18 protein-coding genes are annotated in these 17,876 nt (G+C 68.5%); 10 read left to right on the plus strand and 8 right to left on the minus strand.

Annotated elements, in window-relative coordinates; translation table 11 throughout:
- The first annotated feature begins 77 nt into the window (after positions 1–77).
- Genes mobB through AC3A6J_RS11170 form a run of 3 tightly spaced genes read left to right on the plus strand, consistent with a single transcriptional unit; the run spans position 78 to position 2,184 of the window.
- Positions 78–623, plus strand: coding sequence for a molybdopterin-guanine dinucleotide biosynthesis protein B (gene mobB, locus AC3A6J_RS11160; RefSeq protein ID WP_487859988.1), 546 nt, complete (start codon positions 78–80; stop codon positions 621–623).
- A complete protein-coding gene (locus AC3A6J_RS11165; protein ID WP_487859989.1) occupies positions 616–1,917 on the plus strand; it encodes a molybdopterin molybdotransferase MoeA in 1,302 nt (433 codons plus the stop codon). The genes mobB and AC3A6J_RS11165 overlap by 8 nt, the downstream gene beginning before the upstream one ends.
- A 15-nt stretch (positions 1,918–1,932) precedes the next feature.
- Positions 1,933–2,184, plus strand: coding sequence for a MoaD/ThiS family protein (locus AC3A6J_RS11170; RefSeq protein ID WP_487859990.1), 252 nt, complete (start codon positions 1,933–1,935; stop codon positions 2,182–2,184).
- Here the strand turns inward: AC3A6J_RS11170 and AC3A6J_RS11175 are convergent.
- A complete protein-coding gene (locus AC3A6J_RS11175; protein WP_487859991.1) occupies positions 2,171–3,073 on the minus strand; it encodes a 4-hydroxy-tetrahydrodipicolinate synthase family protein in 903 nt (300 codons plus the stop codon). The genes AC3A6J_RS11170 and AC3A6J_RS11175 overlap by 14 nt on opposite strands.
- Positions 3,074–3,219: 146 nt before the next feature.
- On the opposite strand from AC3A6J_RS11175, the gene AC3A6J_RS11180 reads away from it, so the two are divergent.
- Positions 3,220–3,696, plus strand: coding sequence for a molybdenum cofactor biosynthesis protein MoaE (locus AC3A6J_RS11180; protein WP_487859992.1), 477 nt, complete (start codon positions 3,220–3,222; stop codon positions 3,694–3,696).
- 9 nt (positions 3,697–3,705) lie between these two features.
- On the opposite strand, the gene AC3A6J_RS11185 is transcribed toward AC3A6J_RS11180, so the two are convergent.
- The gene (locus tag AC3A6J_RS11185; RefSeq protein WP_487859993.1) at positions 3,706–4,698 is read right to left on the minus strand and encodes a Bug family tripartite tricarboxylate transporter substrate binding protein; all 993 of its coding nucleotides are present in this window, start codon (positions 4,696–4,698) and stop codon (positions 3,706–3,708) included.
- A gap of 112 nt (positions 4,699–4,810) precedes the next feature.
- On the opposite strand from AC3A6J_RS11185, the gene clpB reads away from it, so the two are divergent.
- Complete coding sequence (gene clpB / locus AC3A6J_RS11190; RefSeq protein ID WP_487859994.1) at positions 4,811–7,450, plus strand: ATP-dependent chaperone ClpB; 2,640 nt, start codon at positions 4,811–4,813, stop codon at positions 7,448–7,450.
- A gap of 6 nt (positions 7,451–7,456) precedes the next feature.
- Positions 7,457–7,795 (plus strand): hypothetical protein, encoded by a 339-nt coding sequence (locus AC3A6J_RS11195; RefSeq protein ID WP_487859995.1) that lies wholly within the window; start codon positions 7,457–7,459, stop codon positions 7,793–7,795.
- Positions 7,796–7,817: 22 nt separating this feature from the next.
- Here AC3A6J_RS11195 and AC3A6J_RS11200 read toward each other — a convergent pair whose 3' ends face one another.
- From AC3A6J_RS11200 to AC3A6J_RS11225, 6 genes are read right to left on the minus strand one after another with little or no spacing between them, the layout of a single operon-like run.
- Positions 7,818–9,629 carry an AMP-dependent synthetase/ligase gene (locus AC3A6J_RS11200; RefSeq protein ID WP_487859996.1) on the minus strand — a complete coding sequence of 604 codons (1,812 nt, stop codon included), beginning with the start codon at positions 9,627–9,629 and terminating at the stop codon, positions 7,818–7,820.
- Complete coding sequence (locus AC3A6J_RS11205) at positions 9,626–10,444, minus strand: ABC transporter ATP-binding protein (RefSeq protein WP_487859997.1); 819 nt, start codon at positions 10,442–10,444, stop codon at positions 9,626–9,628. Before AC3A6J_RS11205 ends, AC3A6J_RS11200 begins: the two co-directional genes overlap by 4 nt.
- Positions 10,445–10,458: 14 nt before the next feature.
- The gene (locus AC3A6J_RS11210; protein ID WP_487859998.1) at positions 10,459–11,655 is read right to left on the minus strand and encodes an ABC transporter substrate-binding protein; all 1,197 of its coding nucleotides are present in this window, start codon (positions 11,653–11,655) and stop codon (positions 10,459–10,461) included.
- Positions 11,656–11,668: 13 nt separating this feature from the next.
- A complete protein-coding gene (locus tag AC3A6J_RS11215; protein WP_487859999.1) occupies positions 11,669–12,706 on the minus strand; it encodes a branched-chain amino acid ABC transporter permease in 1,038 nt (345 codons plus the stop codon).
- 1 nt (position 12,707) lies between these two features.
- Positions 12,708–13,586: a branched-chain amino acid ABC transporter permease gene (locus AC3A6J_RS11220; protein ID WP_487860000.1), complete on the minus strand. Its 879-nt coding sequence runs from the start codon at positions 13,584–13,586 to the stop codon at positions 12,708–12,710.
- Positions 13,586–14,473: an ABC transporter ATP-binding protein gene (locus tag AC3A6J_RS11225; protein WP_487860001.1), complete on the minus strand. Its 888-nt coding sequence runs from the start codon at positions 14,471–14,473 to the stop codon at positions 13,586–13,588. Before AC3A6J_RS11225 ends, AC3A6J_RS11220 begins: the two co-directional genes overlap by 1 nt.
- Before the next feature lie 157 nt (positions 14,474–14,630).
- On the opposite strand from AC3A6J_RS11225, the gene AC3A6J_RS11230 reads away from it, so the two are divergent.
- The 4 genes from AC3A6J_RS11230 to arfB are packed head-to-tail and all read left to right on the plus strand — an operon-like array spanning position 14,631 to position 17,835.
- Complete coding sequence (locus AC3A6J_RS11230) at positions 14,631–15,371, plus strand: TetR/AcrR family transcriptional regulator (protein ID WP_487860002.1); 741 nt, start codon at positions 14,631–14,633, stop codon at positions 15,369–15,371.
- A gap of 16 nt (positions 15,372–15,387) precedes the next feature.
- Entirely contained in the window at positions 15,388–16,188 is an 801-nt protein-coding gene (locus tag AC3A6J_RS11235; protein WP_487860003.1) for an enoyl-CoA hydratase/isomerase family protein, read from the plus strand.
- Between the two features lie 38 nt (positions 16,189–16,226).
- Positions 16,227–17,411, plus strand: a complete 1,185-nt coding sequence (locus tag AC3A6J_RS11240; RefSeq protein WP_487860004.1) for an acetyl-CoA C-acyltransferase family protein — start codon at positions 16,227–16,229, stop codon at positions 17,409–17,411.
- A gap of 16 nt (positions 17,412–17,427) precedes the next feature.
- Complete coding sequence (gene arfB, locus AC3A6J_RS11245) at positions 17,428–17,835, plus strand: alternative ribosome rescue aminoacyl-tRNA hydrolase ArfB (RefSeq protein ID WP_487860005.1); 408 nt, start codon at positions 17,428–17,430, stop codon at positions 17,833–17,835.
- The last annotated feature ends 41 nt before the right edge of the window (positions 17,836–17,876 follow it).

Below are 17,876 nucleotides of genomic sequence, written 5' to 3' on the forward strand. Positions count from 1 at the left end.
CGCCGGCCAGCACGTCGTGATGGCCGCCTTGCATCAGCATTCGGCTCGCGCTTGACGCGCGGCCTCAGGAACTCGTCATGAAGGTGATCGGTTTTTCCGGGTATTCGGGTTCGGGCAAGACCACGCTCGTCGAGCGCCTGATCCCCGTGCTCAGGCTCCATGGGCAGCGCGTCTCGGTCGTGAAGCATGCGCACCACAAGTTCGACATCGACCACCCCGGCAAGGACACCTACCGCCACCGCGAGGCCGGCGCCTTCGAAGTGGTCGTGGCGTCCGACCGGCGGCTGGCGCTGATCCGCGAATTCGAGCAGCCCGCGCAGCTGTCGGTGCACGAGCTCATCGCCGAGCTCTACGACGGTGTCGACTGGGTGCTGGTCGAGGGCTTCAAGCACAGCGACCTGCTCAAGATCGAGGTCTGGCGCGCGCCCGAGCCGGGCCAGAAGCCGCGGCCCCTGCAGTACATCGATGATCCGTTCGTGACCGCCATTGCCACCAATGCGCCCGAGAGCCTGCCCGAGCCCACCGAGCGGCCGCTGTTCGACCTCGACGACATCGAGGGCATCGCCCAGTGGCTGATCGACAGCGGCGATCGCTTCGACTACAAACCGAGGCACCATGGCTGATTCACCGCCTTCTTCCGTGTCTTCTTCCGCATCGTCGTCGCGCCCGCCGCTGATGGCGCTCGACGAGGCGCTGGCCATCCTGCTCGCCAAGGCCAGGCCGATGCTGCCGGCCGAGAGCGTCGGCACCTTCGATGCCGATGGCCGCGTGCTCGCCCAGGACCTGGTTGCCGCGATCACGGTGCCGCCGCGCGACAACAGTTCGATGGACGGCTACGCGGTGCGCGTGGCCGACTGCGCCGCGCCAGGGGCCATGCTGCAGGTCGCGCAACGCATCCCGGCGGGCAGCGTCGGCACGCCGTTGGCAGCCGGCACCGCGGCGCGCATCTTCACCGGCGCGCAGGTGCCCGAGGGTGCCGATGCCATCGTGATGCAGGAAGACACCGAGCCCTTGCCGCAGGAGGGAGGCCTCGGCGCCGTGCGCATCGCCTCGGTGCCCTCCGCCGGCCAGTGGATCCGCCGTGCCGGTGAGGACGTGGCGGCCGGCCATGTCGTGCTCGGCAAGGGCGAGCGCCTGACGCCCGCAGGGCTCGGCCTTGCGGCCAGCGTCGGGTTCGATCGGCTGCAGGTGGCGCGGCGCCCGCGTGTCGCGCTGCTGTCCACCGGCGACGAGCTGGTGATGCCCGACGAGGTCGCACCCGAGGCCATGAAGCCCGGCGCCATCTACAACTCAAACCGCTTCTTCATGCGCGCCTTGCTGCACAGGCTCGGCTGCGAGGTGAACGATCTCGGCATCGTGCCCGACCGGCGCGACGCCACCATCGAGGCGCTGCGTGGCGCGGCCGAAGGCAACGACCTGATCATCACCACCGGCGGCGTCTCGGTCGGAGAGGAAGACCACATCAAGGCCGCCGTGCAGGCGCTCGGCGAACTGCAGTTGTGGTCGCTCTCGATGAAGCCCGGCAAACCCTTCGCCTACGGATCGATCCAGCGGGCCGGCGGCGAAGCGCAGGGGCGCTGCCACGTCACCGGGTTGCCCGGCAACCCGGTGTCGAGCTTCCTGACCTTCCTGCTGCTCGTGCGCCCGTTTCTGCTGACGCTGCAGGGCGCAAGCCGGGTGGCGCCCGAACCCGTGCCGATGCGCGCCGACTTCGACTGGCCGCGCGCCGACCGGCGCCGCGAGTTCCTGCGCGCGCGCCGCAATGCCGCCGGCGGGCTCGACCTGTTCGCCAACCAGAGTTCGGGCGTGCTGACGTCGATGGTCTGGGGCGATGGCGTCATCGACAACCCGCCCGGCCAGACCATCCGGACCGGCGACACCGTCAACTTCATTTCCCTGGCCTCGCTGCTGGCCTGACCGACGCTGCCCCACATGAAGGTCCACATCCGCTATTTCGCCTCGGTGCGCGAGGCCCTCGCCACAGGCAGCGAAACCGTCGACACCACGGCCGGCACACTGGCCGCGCTGCGCGACGAACTCATCGCACGCGGCGGTGCGCATGCCGCGGCGCTCGCACGCGGCAGGGCGGTGCGCATGGCGCTCGACCAGGTCATGAGTGCCGAATCGGCCGCGCTGCACGAAGGTGCCGAGGTCGCGTTCTTCCCGCCGGTCACCGGCGGCTGAGGGCGGGCTCGAGCGCTGCGAGCCGCTCCCCCAGCGCCGCCGAGGCGCGCGTCATCGGCAAGCGCAGTTCGTCGCGCACCGACCCCTGCTGCGCCAGCAGCGCCTTGAGCGGCCCGGGGTTCGGTTCGGCAAACAGCATCGCGATCAACGGCAGCAGCGGCTGCCATTCGGCGCGCGCCTCCACCAGCCGGTTCTCGGCCAGCAGGCGCAGCACCTGGACGAAGCGCCGCGTCTGCACATGCGCGCTGGCCGCAATGGCGCCTGCGCCGCCTTCGGCCACGGTCGCGAAGATCTGGTGGTCTTCGCCCGCGAGCACCTGGAGCCGGCCGTCGGCGATCAGCGCGCGCGTCTTGGCCATGTCGCCGCCGCAGTCCTTGACGCCGCGGATGCGCGGGTGCTCGGCCAGCGCCAGCAGCTTGTCGCGCGCGAGGGTCGCACCGGTGCGGTAGGGAATGTCGTAGACCAGCAGCGGCACCGTGCTGGCGTCGGCAATGGCGCCGAACCATGCGCGCAGGCCGTCCTGCGACGGCCGGATGTAGTGCGGCGCAGGCACCAGCAGCCCGGCCAGCGGCCGTTCGGCCAGCCGGCGCACCCAGGCTGTGGTCTTGCCCAGGTGGTAGCCCGACAGGCCCATGACGATCGGCAGCCCGCCTGCGGCGGCATGAACGGTGTCGAGCGCGGCGAGCTGCTCGGCCTCGTCGAGTGCGGCAGCCTCGCCGGTCGAGCCGCAGACCACGAAGCCGGCCACGCCATAGGCCGCGAGCCGCTGGGTGAGCGCCGACAGCGCGGCATGGTCCACCGCTCCGTCATGGAACGGCGTAACGAGGGGAATCCAGAGGCCGGAGAAATCGGCAGCGGGATCGATAGGAACGGATGGTTGTTGCGGCACGTGGGCCTCCTTGCGGGATCGACCGATGGACAGGAACCGTCATCGTTCGGTGCGCGCGCAACCCATTCGGGGCCAAGGCCTTGGCAGGTTCCGTCGCTCATCCGACGACGGAACCGCAGCTCCTGGCGCGGTGCCACAATCCCGGCATGAATGGCCCACGCGTTTCGATCCAGACAGCCGATTTCAACCTGGCGGAGGAGGTTGCCGCGTTGCGTGCCGGCGACAAGCGCGTGGGCGCGGTCTGCAGTTTCATCGGCACGGTGCGCGACCGCAACGACGGCAACACGGTGGCCTCGATGGAGCTCGAGCACTACCCCGGCATGACCGAGAAGGCCATCGAGGCCATGATCGACGAGGCGCACCGGCGCTTCGACATCCTCGGCGCGCGCGTGATCCACCGCGTGGGCCTGTTGCAGCCGCTCGACCAGATCATGATGGTCGCGGTGGCCTCGGCGCACCGCGGCCAGAGCTTCGAGGCCTGCGAATTTCTGATGGACTACCTCAAGACCCAGGCACCGTTCTGGAAAAAAGAACAGACGCCCGAAGGCGCCCGCTGGGTCGATGCGCGCGTAGCCGACGATGCGGCGCTCGCGCGCTGGGGTATCACGGCCCCGAACGCCTGACGCGCGTGGTCAGAGGGGCTTGAAGCCGCTGGCCTGGATGATTCGCTCCCAGGTCTGCGTGTAGCTGCGCACGCGGCCCGCGAACTGGCCCTGCGGCTCGTAGCCCACCGTGAGGCCCATGGCCGTGAGCTTCTGCTTCACGTCGGGCATGGCCAGCACTTTCTGCAGTGCCTCGCCGTAGCGGTTGATAACCGGCTGCGGCGTGCCCACGGGCGCGAAGATGCCGTAGTAGGGCAGGTCTTCGAGGTTCGAGAAGCCCAGCTCGGTGAAGGTCGGCACGTTGGGCAGCACGGCCTGGCGCTTGGCGCCGATCGACGCGACGATGCGCACCTTGCCGGCCTTGTGGTTCTCGATGAAGTCGGGCACCGACGCGATGCCGGCGGTGATCTGGTTGCCCAGCATGTCGGCCGTCATCGGCGCGCTGCCGCGGTAGGGCGCGGGCTGCACGTCGATCTTGTACTTCTCCGAGATCATCTTCACCAGGAACTCCGGGATCGAGGCGGGTGCCGGGATGCCGATGGTTTCCTTGCCGCCGCGCTGGGTGCGGACCCATTTCACGTACTCGTCGATGCTCTTGGCCGGCGTGCCGCCCGAGACGGCCAGCACGTTGGCGAAGGTGGCGAAGCCCGCCACCGGCACGAAGTCGGTGGCCGGGTTGAAGCCCGGGTTCTTCACCACCTGCGGAAGGATCGAAATCGAGTGGTCGTGCGAGATGAACAGCGTGTGGCCGTCGGCGGGCGCCGCCTTCAGCGCCTGCGCGGCGATTTGACCGCCCGCGCCGGCGCGGTTCTCGACCACCACCGGCGTGCCCAGCACGTCCTTGAGCTTCTCGGCCAGCGTGCGCGCGATGGCGTCGGTGCCTGCGCCCGCGGGAAAGCCCACCAGCAAGCGCACGGGCGTGCCTTGCGCTTGCGCAAGCCCGGACAGGCCCAGGCCCGCCAGGATGAGGCTCGCGCTGAGCGCCCGTCGGATCGCTTTGGTGCGCTGCATTGAAAAAACCATGTTCGACTCCAATGGAAAGAGGAAAGGGGCACAGTGCAATCGCCGTGCCCGAAAGTGCTGGACACCTTGAATCGTGCCCGAACAGCCCTATTTTGGATGCAGGAATACCACCATGCGACAAGACAAACTCACCACCAAATTTCAGGAAGCGCTCGGCGACGCGCAGTCGCTTGCGCTCGGCAACGACAACGCCTACATCGAACCGGCCCACCTGCTGGCGGCGATGCTGCGCCAGGATGACGGCCCGCGCGCGCTGCTCGAGCGCGCCGGCGTCAACGTGCCCGGCCTTGCCAAGGCGGCCGAGGAGGCCATCAAGCGCCTGCCGCAGGTGCAGGGGCACGATGTCGTGCAGGTCGGTCCCGAGCTCGGAAAGCTGCTGCAGGCCACCGAGAAGGAGGCCATCAAGCGCAACGACCAGTTCATTGCGGGCGAACTGTTCCTGCTGGCCGTGGCCGACAGCAAGTCGGACATCGGCCGCATCGCCAAGGAGAACGGGCTCTCGCGCAAGTCGCTCGAGGCGGCCATCGACGCGGTGCGCGGCGGCCAGGGCGTGAACAGCGCCGATGCCGAAGGCCAGCGCGAGGCGCTGAAGAAATACTGCCTCGACCTCACCGAGCGCGCACGGCTCGGCAAGCTCGACCCGGTCATCGGCCGCGACGAGGAGATCCGCCGCGCCATCCAGGTGCTGCAGCGCCGCACCAAGAACAACCCCGTGCTCATCGGCGAGCCCGGCGTGGGCAAGACCGCGATCGTCGAAGGCCTGGCGCAGCGCATCGTCGCGGGCGAGGTGCCCGAGTCGCTCAAGGGCAAGCGCGTGCTGTCGCTCGACATGGCCGCGCTGCTCGCGGGCGCCAAGTTCCGCGGCGAGTTCGAGGAGCGCCTGAAGACCGTGCTCAACGAGCTGGCCAAGGACGAGGGCCAGACCATCGTCTTCATCGACGAGCTGCACACCATGGTGGGCGCCGGCAAGGCCGAAGGCGCCATGGATGCGGGCAACATGCTCAAGCCCGCGCTCGCGCGCGGCGAGCTGCACTGCGTGGGCGCCACCACGCTCGACGAATACCGCAAGTACATCGAGAAGGACGCCGCGCTCGAGCGCCGCTTCCAGAAGATCATCGTGGGCGAGCCCAGCGTCGAGGCCACCATCGCCATCCTGCGCGGCCTGCAGGAAAAATACGAGGTGCACCACGGCGTGCAGATCACCGACCCGGCCATCGTGGCCGCGGCCGAGTTGTCCGACCGCTACATCACCGACCGCTTCCTGCCCGACAAGGCCATCGACCTGATCGACGAGGCCGCGGCCAAGATCAAGATCGAGATGGACTCCAAGCCCGAGGTGATGGACCGCCTCGACCGCCGCCTGATCCAGCTGCAGATCGAGCGCGAAGCCGTGCGCCGCGAGAAGGACGAGGCCTCGCAGAAGCGCTTCGGCCTGATCGAGGACGAGATCGCCAAGCTGCAGAAGGAGATCGCCGACTACGACGAGATCTGGCAGGCCGAGAAGGCGCAGGCTCAGGGGAGCGCGCACATCCGCGAGGAGATCGAGAAGCTCAAGATCGAAATCAAGGAATGGGAGCGCAAAGGCGATTTCAACAAGCTCGCCGAGCTGCAATATGGCCAGTTGCCGGCGCTCGAGAAGCGCCTGCGCGAGGCCGAGGAAAGCGAGGCGAGCAAGGGCAAGTCGAGTGCGCCGACGCTGCTGCGCACGCAGGTCGGCGCCGAGGAGATCGCCGAGGTGGTGGCGCGCGCCACCGGCATTCCGGTCGCCAAGCTGATGCAGGGCGAACGCGACAAGCTGCTCGTGATGGAAGCCAAGCTGCACGAGCGCGTGGTCGGCCAGGACGAGGCCATCGGTGCGGTCGCGAACGCGATCCGCCGCTCGCGCTCGGGCCTGTCGGACCCGAACCGTCCCACCGGCTCGTTCCTGTTCCTCGGCCCCACGGGCGTGGGCAAGACCGAACTCTGCAAGGCGCTCGCGGGCTTCCTGTTCGACAGCGAAGACCACCTGATCCGCATCGACATGAGCGAGTTCATGGAGAAGCATTCGGTGGCCCGCCTGATCGGCGCGCCGCCGGGCTACGTGGGCTACGAGGAGGGCGGCTACCTCACCGAGGCCGTGCGCCGCAAGCCCTACAGCGTGGTGCTGCTCGACGAGGTCGAGAAGGCGCATCCGGACGTCTTCAACGTGCTGCTGCAGGTGCTCGACGACGGCCGCCTGACCGATGGACAGGGCCGCACCGTCGACTTCAAGAACACGGTGATCGTGATGACCAGCAACATCGGCTCGCCGATCATCCAGTCGATGGTGGGCCAGCCTGCCGAGGAGATCAAGGAAGCGGTCTGGGACGAGCTGAAGAACTACTTCCGCCCCGAGTTCCTGAACCGCATCGACGAGACGGTGGTGTTCCACGCGCTCGACGCGAAGAACATCGAGTCGATCGCCGCGATCCAGCTCAAGGTGCTGCAGGCGCGGCTTGCCAAGATGGACCTGGGCCTGGAGGTGTCGCCCGCCGCGCTGGCCGAGATCGCGAAGGTCGGCTTCGATCCGGTGTTCGGTGCGCGCCCGCTCAAGCGTGCCATCCAGCAGCGCATCGAGAACCCGCTCTCGAGGCTGCTGCTCGACGGCAGCTTCGGGCCCAAGGACACGATCGAGGTCACGACCGATCCGATCCGCTCGCCGGGGCAGTTCGGCTTTGCAAAAGCAGGAAATTCCGGCAAAAACGGGGAACCTGCGGCCGAAGCCTCGGCCTAAGATCGGATGATGAACTTTATTCTTCGCGTGATCCTGCTGATGCTGGGCCTGGTCTTTGCGGCCAGCCTGGCGGTGGCCGTGATGCTGTTGGCCGCCGTGTGGGGCGTTCGCTACGCCTGGGCCCGGCTCACGGGCAAGCCCGTGTCGCCCTGGGTGATGCGCTTCAATCCGCGTTCGGGATTCGAACGTTTTCGCACGGCTGCGCAGCCGGCCGAGCCTTCGGCCGCCGACGTGGCCGGCGCGCGGGCGCGGGGCGAATCGGTGCGCAGCCCGCTGCTGCGCAACCGCGGCGCCGGCGACGACGTGACCGACGTGCGCGCACGCCCGGCCACGCGCGGCGAGTAGTCTCCCCGCCCACCTGGGGCGCTCAGCGGTACAGCGCCTCGATCTCCTCCGCATACGCCTTGTAGATGCTCGAGCGCCGCACCTTCATGGTCGCGGTGACCTCGCCATCGTCATGGTCGAGTTCCTTGGTCAGCAGATGGAAGCGGCGCACCTGGGACACCTGCGCGAGGCGTGCATTGCCGCGCTGGATTTCGGCATCGATGAGTTCGCGCACGCGCGGCAGTTCGACCAGCGAACGGAAGTGCGTGAAGGCCAGGCGTTCGGCCTCGGCCCATTTTCCGACCGTCTCGTAGTCGATCTGCACCAGCGCCGAGACGAACTTGCGCCCCTCCGCCACCACGATGCATTCCTTCAGGTAGGGGCTCGCCTTCATGGTGTTCTCGATCTCCGAGGGCGTGAGGTTCTTGCCGCCCGCTGTGATCATGATGTCCTTGAGCCGGTCGACGATGCGCAGGTGGCCGCCGGCTTCCTCGGCCACCACGTCGCCGGTGTGCAGCCAGCCCGCTTGCACCGACGCCGTCGTGGCTTCGGGGTTCTTGTAGTAGCCGCAGAACACCATCTCGCCACGGATCTGCAGCTCGCCCTGCGCACCCACGCGGTATTCGACGCCCTCGGTCACCGGCCCGACGGTGCCCACCTTCACCTGGTCGATGCGGTGGCCGCAGACCATGCCGGTGGATTCGGTGAGGCCATACACCTCGACCAGCGGCACGCCGAGCGTGCGGAAGAAGCGAACCACGTCGGGCGGGATCGGCGCCGCGCCGGTCAGCGCCACGCGCGCATTGCGCAGGCCGATGAAGTTCTGCAGCGCGCGCAGCACCGTCCAGTAAGCCAGAAAGAAGCGCAGCCGTTCGCCGGCGTTCCATTGCGCGCGCGGTTTCTCGGCCAGTGGCGCACAGCCGGCCAGCGCGCGGCGGTAGAGCGCGCGCCGCAGCCGGCCGGTCTCCTGCATCTTGATGCTGATCGCGGCATGCAGCTTTTCCCAGATGCGCGGCACGCCGAGGAACATGCTCGGCGCCACCTCGCGCAGGTCTTCCTGCACGGTGCGGATCGACTCGCCGAAGTTCACCTGCGAGCCCAGGTAGAGCGGCACGAACGTGGTGAGCATCTGCTCGGCCACGTGGCACAGCGGCAGGTAAGACAGGTGCGTGGTGCCGGCATCGAGCTGCAGCCGCTCCACGATACCGGGCACGACGCCGCGGATGTTGCGCCAGGAGATCATCGCGCCCTTGGGCGCGCCGGTGGAGCCCGAGGTGTAGATCATGAGCCCGATGTGGTCGAGCGACTGCGCCGCCAGCGCGGTGTCGATGCGCGCATCGCCCTCCTGTGCCTGCAGTGCGGCGCCGGCCGCTTCTAGCTCGGCGAAGCTCATCATCCGGTCGCGCTCCGCGGGAGCGTAGCTCGCGAGGCCCTTGGTCTCGATCACGATGATGCGGCGCAGCTTCGGCAGCGCATCGATCGCCTCGAGCACCTTGTCGGCCTGCTCCTGGTCTTCGCAGACCACGACCTCGACGTCGGCATGGCCGACCACGTAGGCCACCTCGTTCGTCGGGCTCGTGGGGTACACGCCCACCGTCACCGCACCGATCAGGCCCGCGCCCATCTGCGCCAGCACCCATTCGACCCGGTTCTCGGAAATGACGCCCAGGTGGCCGCCGGCCTGCATGCCCAGCGCCGCGAGGCCCAGGCCCACGTGCGCCGCGCGCCGGTGGTAGTCGGCCCAACTCAGCGGATGCCAGATGCCGAAGTCCTTCTGGCGGATCGCGATGCGCGCGCCCTGTGTGCGCGCCTGTTCGCGCAGCATCTGCGGCAGTGTGCGTTCGGGCAGGTTCATGACAGCCAGCGCTTGCGACGCTTGTAGTGCTTGAGCCCGCGGAAGCTCCTGGATTCGCCCGCGCCACCCACGCCGAGATAGAACTCGCGCACGTCGGGGTCGGCCGCGAGCCGCTCGGCGCTGCCGTCGATCACGATCTTGCCGTTCTCCATGATGTAACCGCTGTCGGCCACCGCGAGCGCCAGGCTGGCGTTCTGCTCCACCAGCAGCATCGACACGCCGCGCTCGGCGTTGATGCGCGCGATGATGCCGAAGATCTCTTCCATCAGCTTGGGCGAGAGGCCCAGCGAAGGCTCGTCGAGCAGGATCAGCTTGGGCTCGGCCACCAGCGCGCGGCCGATGGCCAGCATCTGCTGTTCGCCGCCTGAGAGATAGCCTGCGAGGCCTTTGCGCCGCTCGTGCAGCCGCGGGAAATACGCGTACACCGCATCGAAGTCGCGCGCCTGCGCGCCGCGGCCGACGCGTGCATAGGTGGCGGCCACCAGGTTCTCCTCGACGGTCAGGTCCTCGAACACGCGGCGGCCCTCCATCACATGCGCGAGCCCTCGCCGCACCAGCTGCTGCGGCGCGAGCCGGTCGGTGGGCTGGCCGTCGAAGGCGATGCGGCCGGCCTCGAGCGCGCCGTCTTCCAGTGGCAGCAGGCCAGAGATCGCCTTCAGCGTGGTCGACTTGCCCGCGCCGTTGCTGCCCAAGAGCGCCACGATCTGCCCGCGCGGCACGGCCAGCGACAGGCCGCGCAGCACCTGCACGACCTTGTTGTAGACCACCTCGACGTTGTTGACCTCGAGAATGGGTTCTCCGCCCGTTGCGCCCATGGCCGCGCCTTCGTTCACTTGTCGAGCGAAATCCAGTCCGACGCAGGCACCATCTTCTGCGCCTTCATGTCGGCGCGGTAGACGCGGCCCACCGGGATCGAGTTGCCCTTGATGGTGATCGGCACGCCGATCAGGCCGCCGGTGTCGAAGTCCTTGATGCTGTTGAGTGCCGCCTTCAGGTTCTTGCCGTCGAGTGGCTTGCCGGCGTCGAGCGTTCGCTTGGCAGCCTCGGTGAACAGCATCGCGGTGAGGAAGCCCTGCGTGTAGGCGGTGCTCTGGTACTCGGGGCGCATCGCGCGGATCTTCTCGAGCATTGGCGCCTTGGCCGAGGTGTCGTAGTAGTAGCGGTAGGGCATAACGCCCATGAAGCCGTCGCCGGCTTCGCCCATCTTCATGACGGTGGAGCTGTCCATGGTCCAGAAGGTGCCCATCCACTTGCTGGTCATGCCCATCTGCTTGCCCTGCTGCACGAACTCGGGAATCGGCGCGAGGATGTAGCCGTGGAAGATCGTGTAGTCGGGCGCGGCGCGGCGCAGCTTGATGACCTCGGTCGACACGTCGACGCTGCCGGCCGGCGTCATGATCTTGACCGGCACCGTGAGGCCCAGCTTCTTGGCGGCCGCCTCGCTGGCCTCGATCGGGTCGCGGCCGAACTCGGAGTCGGAGTAGACGAACGCGACCTTGGCACCGGGCTTCTCCTTGGCGATGTGGCGCAGCAGGATGCCGATCATTTCGGTGTAGTCGGGGCCGACCAGGAACTGATGCGGGTACTTGGCGGGGTCGTTGAGCTCGGAGGCGAACGAGGCGCCGGCCATCAGGATCTGGCCGCTACGGTCGAGCTCGGGGTTGATGGTCTTCGAGAAGCCCGTCGAGTCGCCGTAGTAGAGGTTGACCTTGTTCTGGCTCGTGATCTTCTTGAAGGCGGCCACCGAGACATCGACCTTGTAGCCCGTGTCCTCGGGCACGTAGCGCAGCTTGCGGCCCTTGATGCCGCCCGCCTCGTTGACGATCTTCACGTAGTCGGCAATGCCGGCGTTGATGCCGATGCCCGCGAAGGCGAACACGCCGGTCATCGGGATCGAGCCGCCGATGACGATGTCCTCGGCGCTGCCTTGCGCGTGCACGGCGAGCGGGGCGGCGAGTGCGGCCGCAGCGGCCAGCACGAGTGCGCGGCGGCGCAGGGCGGGAGTCTTCTTGAAGTCGGATGCCATGTTCGTCTCCTTGTCAGTTCTTGAAAGGCCACAGATGAAAGAAACGGCGGATGCGCCGCCACACTTCGGCGAGCCCGTGTGGCTCGAAGACCAGGAAGCCGACGATCAGCAGGCCGAAGACGACCGTGCGCACCGGCGAGAGGAAGACCGTCATCTCGTGCCCGCCCGGCAGCAGGTCGAACACCAACTTGAGCAGCTCGGGCACCATGGTCATGAAGACGGCACCGAGGATGCCGCCCAGGATGGAACCCATGCCGCCGACGATGATCGCGGCCAGGAAGAAGATCGACATCAGGAGCGGAAAGCTCTCGGGCGTGACCACGCGGAAGAAGTAGGCCCACATGCCGCCGGCCACGCCGGCATAGAACGACGACAGGCCGAACGAGAGCAGCTTGTAGCGCAACAGCGGAATGCCGAGCACCTCGGCCGAGATGTCGCGGTCGCGAATGGCGATGAAGGCGCGGCCCACGCGCGTGCGAAAGAGGTTGGCCGCGCCCAGCAGCATGAGCAGGGTGATCGGCACGATGAGCCAGTAGAGGCGGAACGAGGTGTCGAGTGCGAAGCCGAAGATCTGCGCCGGCGGCAGCGAGAGGCCCGAGGTGCCGCCGGTGAGCGTGAGGTTGGCAAAGAGAAAGTGCGCGATGAACGAGGCCGCGATGGTGGCGATGGCCAGGTACAGGCCCTTCACCCGCAGCGACGGAATGCCGACGATCAACCCGCCGACCATGGCGACCACGCCGCCTGCGAAAATGTTGAGCAGGAACGGCGTGCCGAAGCGGATCTGCAGGATGGCGACGGTGTAGGCGCCCAGCCCCATGAAGGCGGCCTGGCCCATGCTGACCAGGCCGGTGTAGCCGGTCAGGATGTTGAGGCCGGTGGCGCTCGCGACGTTGATGGCGACGAGGCAGGCGAGGTACAGCCAGTAGGCGTCGGCCATGAACGGAAACAGCACGAGCAGCGCGGCGCCGACCGCGAGCCAGGTCTTCTGGGTGCGCGAGTCGAACAGCGCGGCGTCGGCGGTGTAGCTTTGCTTGAGGGTGCCTATGCGCATCTCAAAGCCTCTCGATCTCATGCGTGCCGAACAGACCGTACGGACGGATCATCAGCACGACCACGAGCACGACGAAGGTCGCCAGCAGCTTGTATTCGCCGCCGAGGTACGTGCCCGCGAGCGCTTCGACGAGGCCGATGAAGAGGCCGCCCACCAGCGCGCCGAGCACGCTGTCGAGGCCGCCGACGATCACCACCACCAGCACCGACAGCCCGAACACGCCCATCGACGACGAGATGCCGCCGATCGCGCCGACCACGATGCCCGCGACCGCGGCGATCATCGCCGAGGCCACCCAGGCGAGCGAGAACACGCGCGGCACGTTGATGCCCATCATGTAGGCCGCGCCCTGGTCGGAGGCCGTGGCCCGCAGCGCCACGCCACCGCGCCAGAAGCGAAACAGCAGCAGCACCAGCGCGATCAGCACCAGCGCAGCGAGCGCGCCATAAGCCACCTTGGGCGCCAGGAAAGCATCGCCCACCATCATCGGCGCATTCGGCATGAACTCGGGCAGGCGGCGCTGGTCGGCGGTCCAGACGATCTCGACCACGCCGACCAGCACCGAGGCCAGCCCCACCGTGACCATGAAGGCGGAGATCGGCGGTTGGCCGAGCAGCGGCCGGATCATCGTGCGCTCGACCACCGCGCCCAGCAGTCCGGTGCCCAGCACCGAGCCGAGCACCGCGAGCCAGATCGGCAGCGAGAAGCTCGCGGCGAACGCGAAGAAAAGGTAAGCGCCGATCATCAGCATCTCGCCGATCGCGATGTTGACCACGCGCGTGGCCTTGTAGACCAGCACGAAGGCCAGCGCCGCGAGCGCATAGAGCCCGCCGCCGGCCACACCCGTGAGCGCGATCTCGAACAGGTAGGCCCAGTCCATCAGCCGGCCTCCGCTGTGGCTGCGGCTTGCGCACTGCCGCGCAGCCTGCGCCGCAGCTCGCCCACGTCGCCGGCGCCCAGGTAGGCGCGCACCACCTCGGGGTCGGCCTGCACCTCGGCCGGCGTGCCCTGCGCGATCACCTGGCCGAAGTTGAGCACCACCACGTGGTCCGACAGGTCCATCACCATGCCCATGTCGTGCTCCACCATCAGCACCGTGATGCCCCATTCGCGCCGCACGTCGAGGATGAAGCGCGCCATGTCCTCGGTCTCTTCCCGGTTCATGCCGGCCACCGGTTCGTCGAGCATCAGCACCTTGGGCTGCATGGCCAACGCGCGCGCCATTTCCACGCGCTTCTGCAGGCCGTAGGGCAGGGCGGCCACGCTGGCATGGCGGATGTGGTCGATCTCGAGGAAATCGATGATGCGTTCCTCCACGTCGCGGCGCAGCTCGGCCTCTTCGCGGCGTGCGCGGCCCAGGTAGAAGAGCGCATCGAACACGTTCGATTTCAGGTGCACGTGGCGCCCGAGCTTGATGTTGTCGAGCACCGTCATGCCGCGGAACAGCGCGATGTTCTGGAAGCTGCGCGCCAGGCCGAGCGCGGCGCGCTTCGGCGCCGGCAGGCGCGTGATGTCCTGGCCCTCGAAGACCACGCGGCCCGCGGTGGGCCGGTAGAAGCCCGAGACCGTGTTGAACAGCGAGGTCTTGCCCGCGCCGTTGGGGCCGATCACCGCGGTGATCGAGCCGGGCTGCACGTCGAAGCCCACGCCGCTGAGTGCCTTCACGCCGCCGAAGGCCAGCGTGAGCGCTTCCACGCGCAGCACGGGCGCGGCGGTGCCCGGGTCGGCGGGCGAGCGGGCGCGCAGGGGCTCGGTGTCGGCGTGCATGGCGTCGAGTGGGTTCCTGGTCTCAGGGTTGTTCCGGCATCGGCATTCCGGGATACTTGGCCGTAGAATTTCTACTCCCCGGTAACATCGCGATCTTCCAGACGCGACCGCGCCGTGGCATCAGGACTTACCCCTGCGCGCAAACCCGGATCGCACCATGACCCTCACCAAGCGCCGTGCCCCCGCCGCCGCCAAGGCCCCGCCGTCCTCCGCGGACGACTCGCCCTGGGTGCCGTCGGCCAAGCGCGCCATGCAGCGCGAGCTCAAGCGCCAGGCGGTGCTGCAGACTGCGGCGCAGCTGTTCAACGAGCGCGGCTTCCATGCCACCTCGCTCGACGACATTGCCGAGCGGCTGCACGTGACCAAGCCGACGCTCTACTACTACGTGAAGAGCAAGGACGACATCCTGCTCGAGTGCGTGCGTGCCGCGCTGGGCATGATGCAGGAGGGCATCGACACGGTTCGCCGCAACGGCGGCCGCGCGCTCGACCAGCTCATGGCCTGCATGCGCAGCTACGCGGGCATCGTCTGCGAGGATTTCGGCATGTGCGTGATCCGCATCGGCGAAGACCCGCTGCCCGCGCCGCTGCGAAAGGAACTGCGCCGCCTCAAGGCCGGCATCGACCACGAGTTCCGGCGGCTCATCGCCGAAGGCATCGAAGAGGGCTCGATCGCGCCTTGCGATCCGAAGATGGCCGCCTTCATGCTTGCCGGCGGGCTCAGCTGGATCGGCCGCTGGTACCGCCGCGACGGCGACTTCACGCCCGAGCAGATCGCCGACCAGGGCATCGCGCTGCTGCTGAACGGCGTGCTGCAGAAGGCGCCCGTGCCCGCCGCGGCCGGCAGCGGCGCGCGCCGCAAGCCCCGCGCAGCGGCCGCGCCCAAATTGGCTGCATGAACAAGGAGCACCCACGATGACCGACACCACTACCACCCCGGTCGCAGCGCCGCTCGAAGTCGGCCGCCAGGGGGCGATCGCCACCCTGCGCTTCAACCGCCCCGCCGCGCTGAACGCGATCGACGTGCCGATGGCCGAGGCCTTTCTGGCGGCGGTGCGTGGCATTGCCGCCGACCGCTCCGTGCGCGCGGTGCTGCTGAGCGGGGCCGGCAAGGGTTTCATGGCCGGCGGCGACCTCGCGCTGCTGCAGGCTGACCCGGCAGGCGGCGCGGCCGCGCTGATCGGTCCGCTGCACGAGGCGCTGGCCGTGCTGGCCACCATCGATGCGCCCGTGGTGGCGCAGGTGCACGGCGTTGCGGCCGGTGCCGGCCTGAGCCTGATGCTGCAGGCCGACTTCGTGCTCGCGGCCGAGGGCACGCGCTTCAACCTGGCCTACGTCAACATCGGCACGAGCTGCGACGTGGGCGCCTCGTGGGCGCTGCCGCGCTGGGTGGGGCTGCGCCGTGCGCTCGAGATCGCGCTGCTCGGCGACATGCTCGACGCCGCCGCGGCCGAGCGCATCGGGCTCGTCAACCGCGTGGTGCCGGCAGAGGCGCTGGCGTCCGAAGCGATGGCGCTCGCCGAGCGGCTCGCAAAGGGGCCGACGGTGGCGCTCGGCCAGCTGCGGCGTCTGATGCGTGCCAGTTTCGATCGCGAGCTGCCGGCGCAGCTCGCGGCCGAATCGGCGGCCTTCCAGGTCTGCGCTGCCACGGCCGATTTCCGCACCGGCGTCGATGCCTTCTTCGCGCGCAAGCCGGCGCATTTCGAAGGCCGCTGAAGAATCCTTTCCCTACTTTCTTGATCCAGGAGCATCCCATGACCTCACGCGAGATCTTCGTCGTCGGCACCGCCCGCACGGCCATCGGCACTTTCGGCGGTTCGCTGAAGGACGTGCCCAACACCCAGCTCGCCACCACCGCGGTGAAGGCCGCCATCGAGCGCAGCGGCCTCGCGCCGTCGGCCATCGGCCATGTGGTGATGGGCAACGTGATTCCCACCGACACCAAGGACGCCTACCTGAGCCGCGTGGCGGCCATCGATGCCGGCTGCCCGATCGAGACGCCGGCCTTCAACGTCAACCGGCTCTGCGGCTCGGGCCTGCAGGCGATCGTGTCGGCGGCGCAGGCCATTGCGCTCGGCGACTGCGACATCGCGATCGGCGGCGGCTCCGAGTCGATGAGCCGCGGCCCGTACTTCGATACCGCCGCGCGCTACGGCGCGCGCATGGGCGACGCGGTGCTGGTCGACTACATGCTCGGCATCCTGCACGACCCGTGGGAGAAGATCCACATGGGCATCACCGCCGAGAACGTGGCCGCGCGCTACGGCATCACGCGCGAGCAGATGGACGAACTGGCCGCCAGCAGCCAGCAGCGCGCGGCGGCCGCCATTGCCGCAGGCCGCTTCAAGGAGCAGATCGTTCCGGTCGAGGTGAAGACGCGCAAGGGCGTGGTGCTGTTCGACACCGACGAGCATGTGCGCGCCGACACCACCGCCGACGCGCTGTCGAAGATGAAGCCCGCGTTCAAGAAGGACGGCCTCGTCACCGCCGGCAATGCTTCGGGCATCAACGACGGCGCTGCGGCCGTGGTGCTGGCCGAAGGCGCGCGCGTCAAGTCCGACGGGCTCAAGCCGCTGGCCCGCCTGGTGGGCTATGCGCACGCGGGCGTCGAGCCGGCCTACATGGGCATCGGCCCGGTGCCGGCCACGCGCAAGGTGCTGGAGCGCACCGGCCTGAAGGTGGCCGACTTCGACGTGATCGAATCGAACGAGGCGTTCGCAGCGCAGGCCTGCGCGGTCATCAAGGAGCTGGGCTTCGATCCGGCCAAGGTGAACCCCAACGGCTCGGGCATTTCGCTCGGCCATCCGGTGGGCGCGACCGGCGCGATCATCACGACCAAGGCCATTGCCGAACTGCACCGCGTCGGCGGCCGCTACGCGCTGGTGACCATGTGCATCGGCGGCGGCCAGGGCATCGCCGCGGTGTTTGAACGCGTTTGAAGGCACACTGGCGGGCATGCCTCGCCCACCGCTCCTGATCGACCCTGCCGAGGTCGAGTTCAGCGCCATCCGCGCCCAGGGCGCGGGCGGCCAGAACGTCAACAAGGTGTCGAGCGCGGTCCACCTGCGCTACGACATCCCTGCCAGCTCGCTGCCCGCCGACGTGAAGGAGCGGCTGCTCGCGCTGCGCGACAGCCGCATCACGCAGGAGGGCGTGTTCGTGCTCAAGGCGCAGACGCACCGCACGCAGGAGATGAACCGCGCCGATGCGCTCGCGCGGCTGCAGGCGGTGGTCGACAGCGTGGCGACGCCGCCGCGCGTGCGCCGCGCCACCAAGCCCACCTACGGTTCGAAGCAGCGCCGCCTCGAAGGCAAGAGCCAGCGCGCGCAGGTCAAGAGCCTGCGCGGGCCGGTGCGGGACTAGGGCCTGTTAACACTACGCAAGGGGCCGTCTGCGGCGTTGCC

It is taken from the genome of Variovorax sp. Soil_C_39 (genome assembly GCF_057656815.1).

Excerpts from the sequence above, each read along its gene's own strand:
- mobB (WP_487859988.1), top strand. The coding sequence starts at position 78 with ATGAAGGTGATCGGTTTTTCCGGGTATTCGGGTTCGGGCAAGACCACG.
- AC3A6J_RS11165 (WP_487859989.1), top strand. The coding sequence starts at position 616 with ATGGCTGATTCACCGCCTTCTTCCGTGTCTTCTTCCGCATCGTCGTCG.
- AC3A6J_RS11170 (WP_487859990.1), top strand. The coding sequence starts at position 1,933 with ATGAAGGTCCACATCCGCTATTTCGCCTCGGTGCGCGAGGCCCTCGCC.
- AC3A6J_RS11180 (WP_487859992.1), top strand. The coding sequence starts at position 3,220 with ATGAATGGCCCACGCGTTTCGATCCAGACAGCCGATTTCAACCTGGCG.
- AC3A6J_RS11185 (WP_487859993.1), bottom strand. The coding sequence starts at position 4,698 with ATGGTTTTTTCAATGCAGCGCACCAAAGCGATCCGACGGGCGCTCAGC.
- clpB (WP_487859994.1), top strand. The coding sequence starts at position 4,811 with ATGCGACAAGACAAACTCACCACCAAATTTCAGGAAGCGCTCGGCGAC.
- AC3A6J_RS11195 (WP_487859995.1), top strand. The coding sequence starts at position 7,457 with ATGATGAACTTTATTCTTCGCGTGATCCTGCTGATGCTGGGCCTGGTC.
- AC3A6J_RS11200 (WP_487859996.1), bottom strand. The coding sequence starts at position 9,629 with ATGAACCTGCCCGAACGCACACTGCCGCAGATGCTGCGCGAACAGGCG.
- AC3A6J_RS11205 (WP_487859997.1), bottom strand. The coding sequence starts at position 10,444 with ATGGGCGCAACGGGCGGAGAACCCATTCTCGAGGTCAACAACGTCGAG.
- AC3A6J_RS11210 (WP_487859998.1), bottom strand. The coding sequence starts at position 11,655 with ATGGCATCCGACTTCAAGAAGACTCCCGCCCTGCGCCGCCGCGCACTC.
- AC3A6J_RS11215 (WP_487859999.1), bottom strand. The coding sequence starts at position 12,706 with ATGCGCATAGGCACCCTCAAGCAAAGCTACACCGCCGACGCCGCGCTG.
- AC3A6J_RS11220 (WP_487860000.1), bottom strand. The coding sequence starts at position 13,586 with ATGGACTGGGCCTACCTGTTCGAGATCGCGCTCACGGGTGTGGCCGGC.
- AC3A6J_RS11225 (WP_487860001.1), bottom strand. The coding sequence starts at position 14,473 with ATGCACGCCGACACCGAGCCCCTGCGCGCCCGCTCGCCCGCCGACCCG.
- AC3A6J_RS11230 (WP_487860002.1), top strand. The coding sequence starts at position 14,631 with ATGACCCTCACCAAGCGCCGTGCCCCCGCCGCCGCCAAGGCCCCGCCG.
- AC3A6J_RS11235 (WP_487860003.1), top strand. The coding sequence starts at position 15,388 with ATGACCGACACCACTACCACCCCGGTCGCAGCGCCGCTCGAAGTCGGC.
- AC3A6J_RS11240 (WP_487860004.1), top strand. The coding sequence starts at position 16,227 with ATGACCTCACGCGAGATCTTCGTCGTCGGCACCGCCCGCACGGCCATC.
- arfB (WP_487860005.1), top strand. The coding sequence starts at position 17,428 with ATGCCTCGCCCACCGCTCCTGATCGACCCTGCCGAGGTCGAGTTCAGC.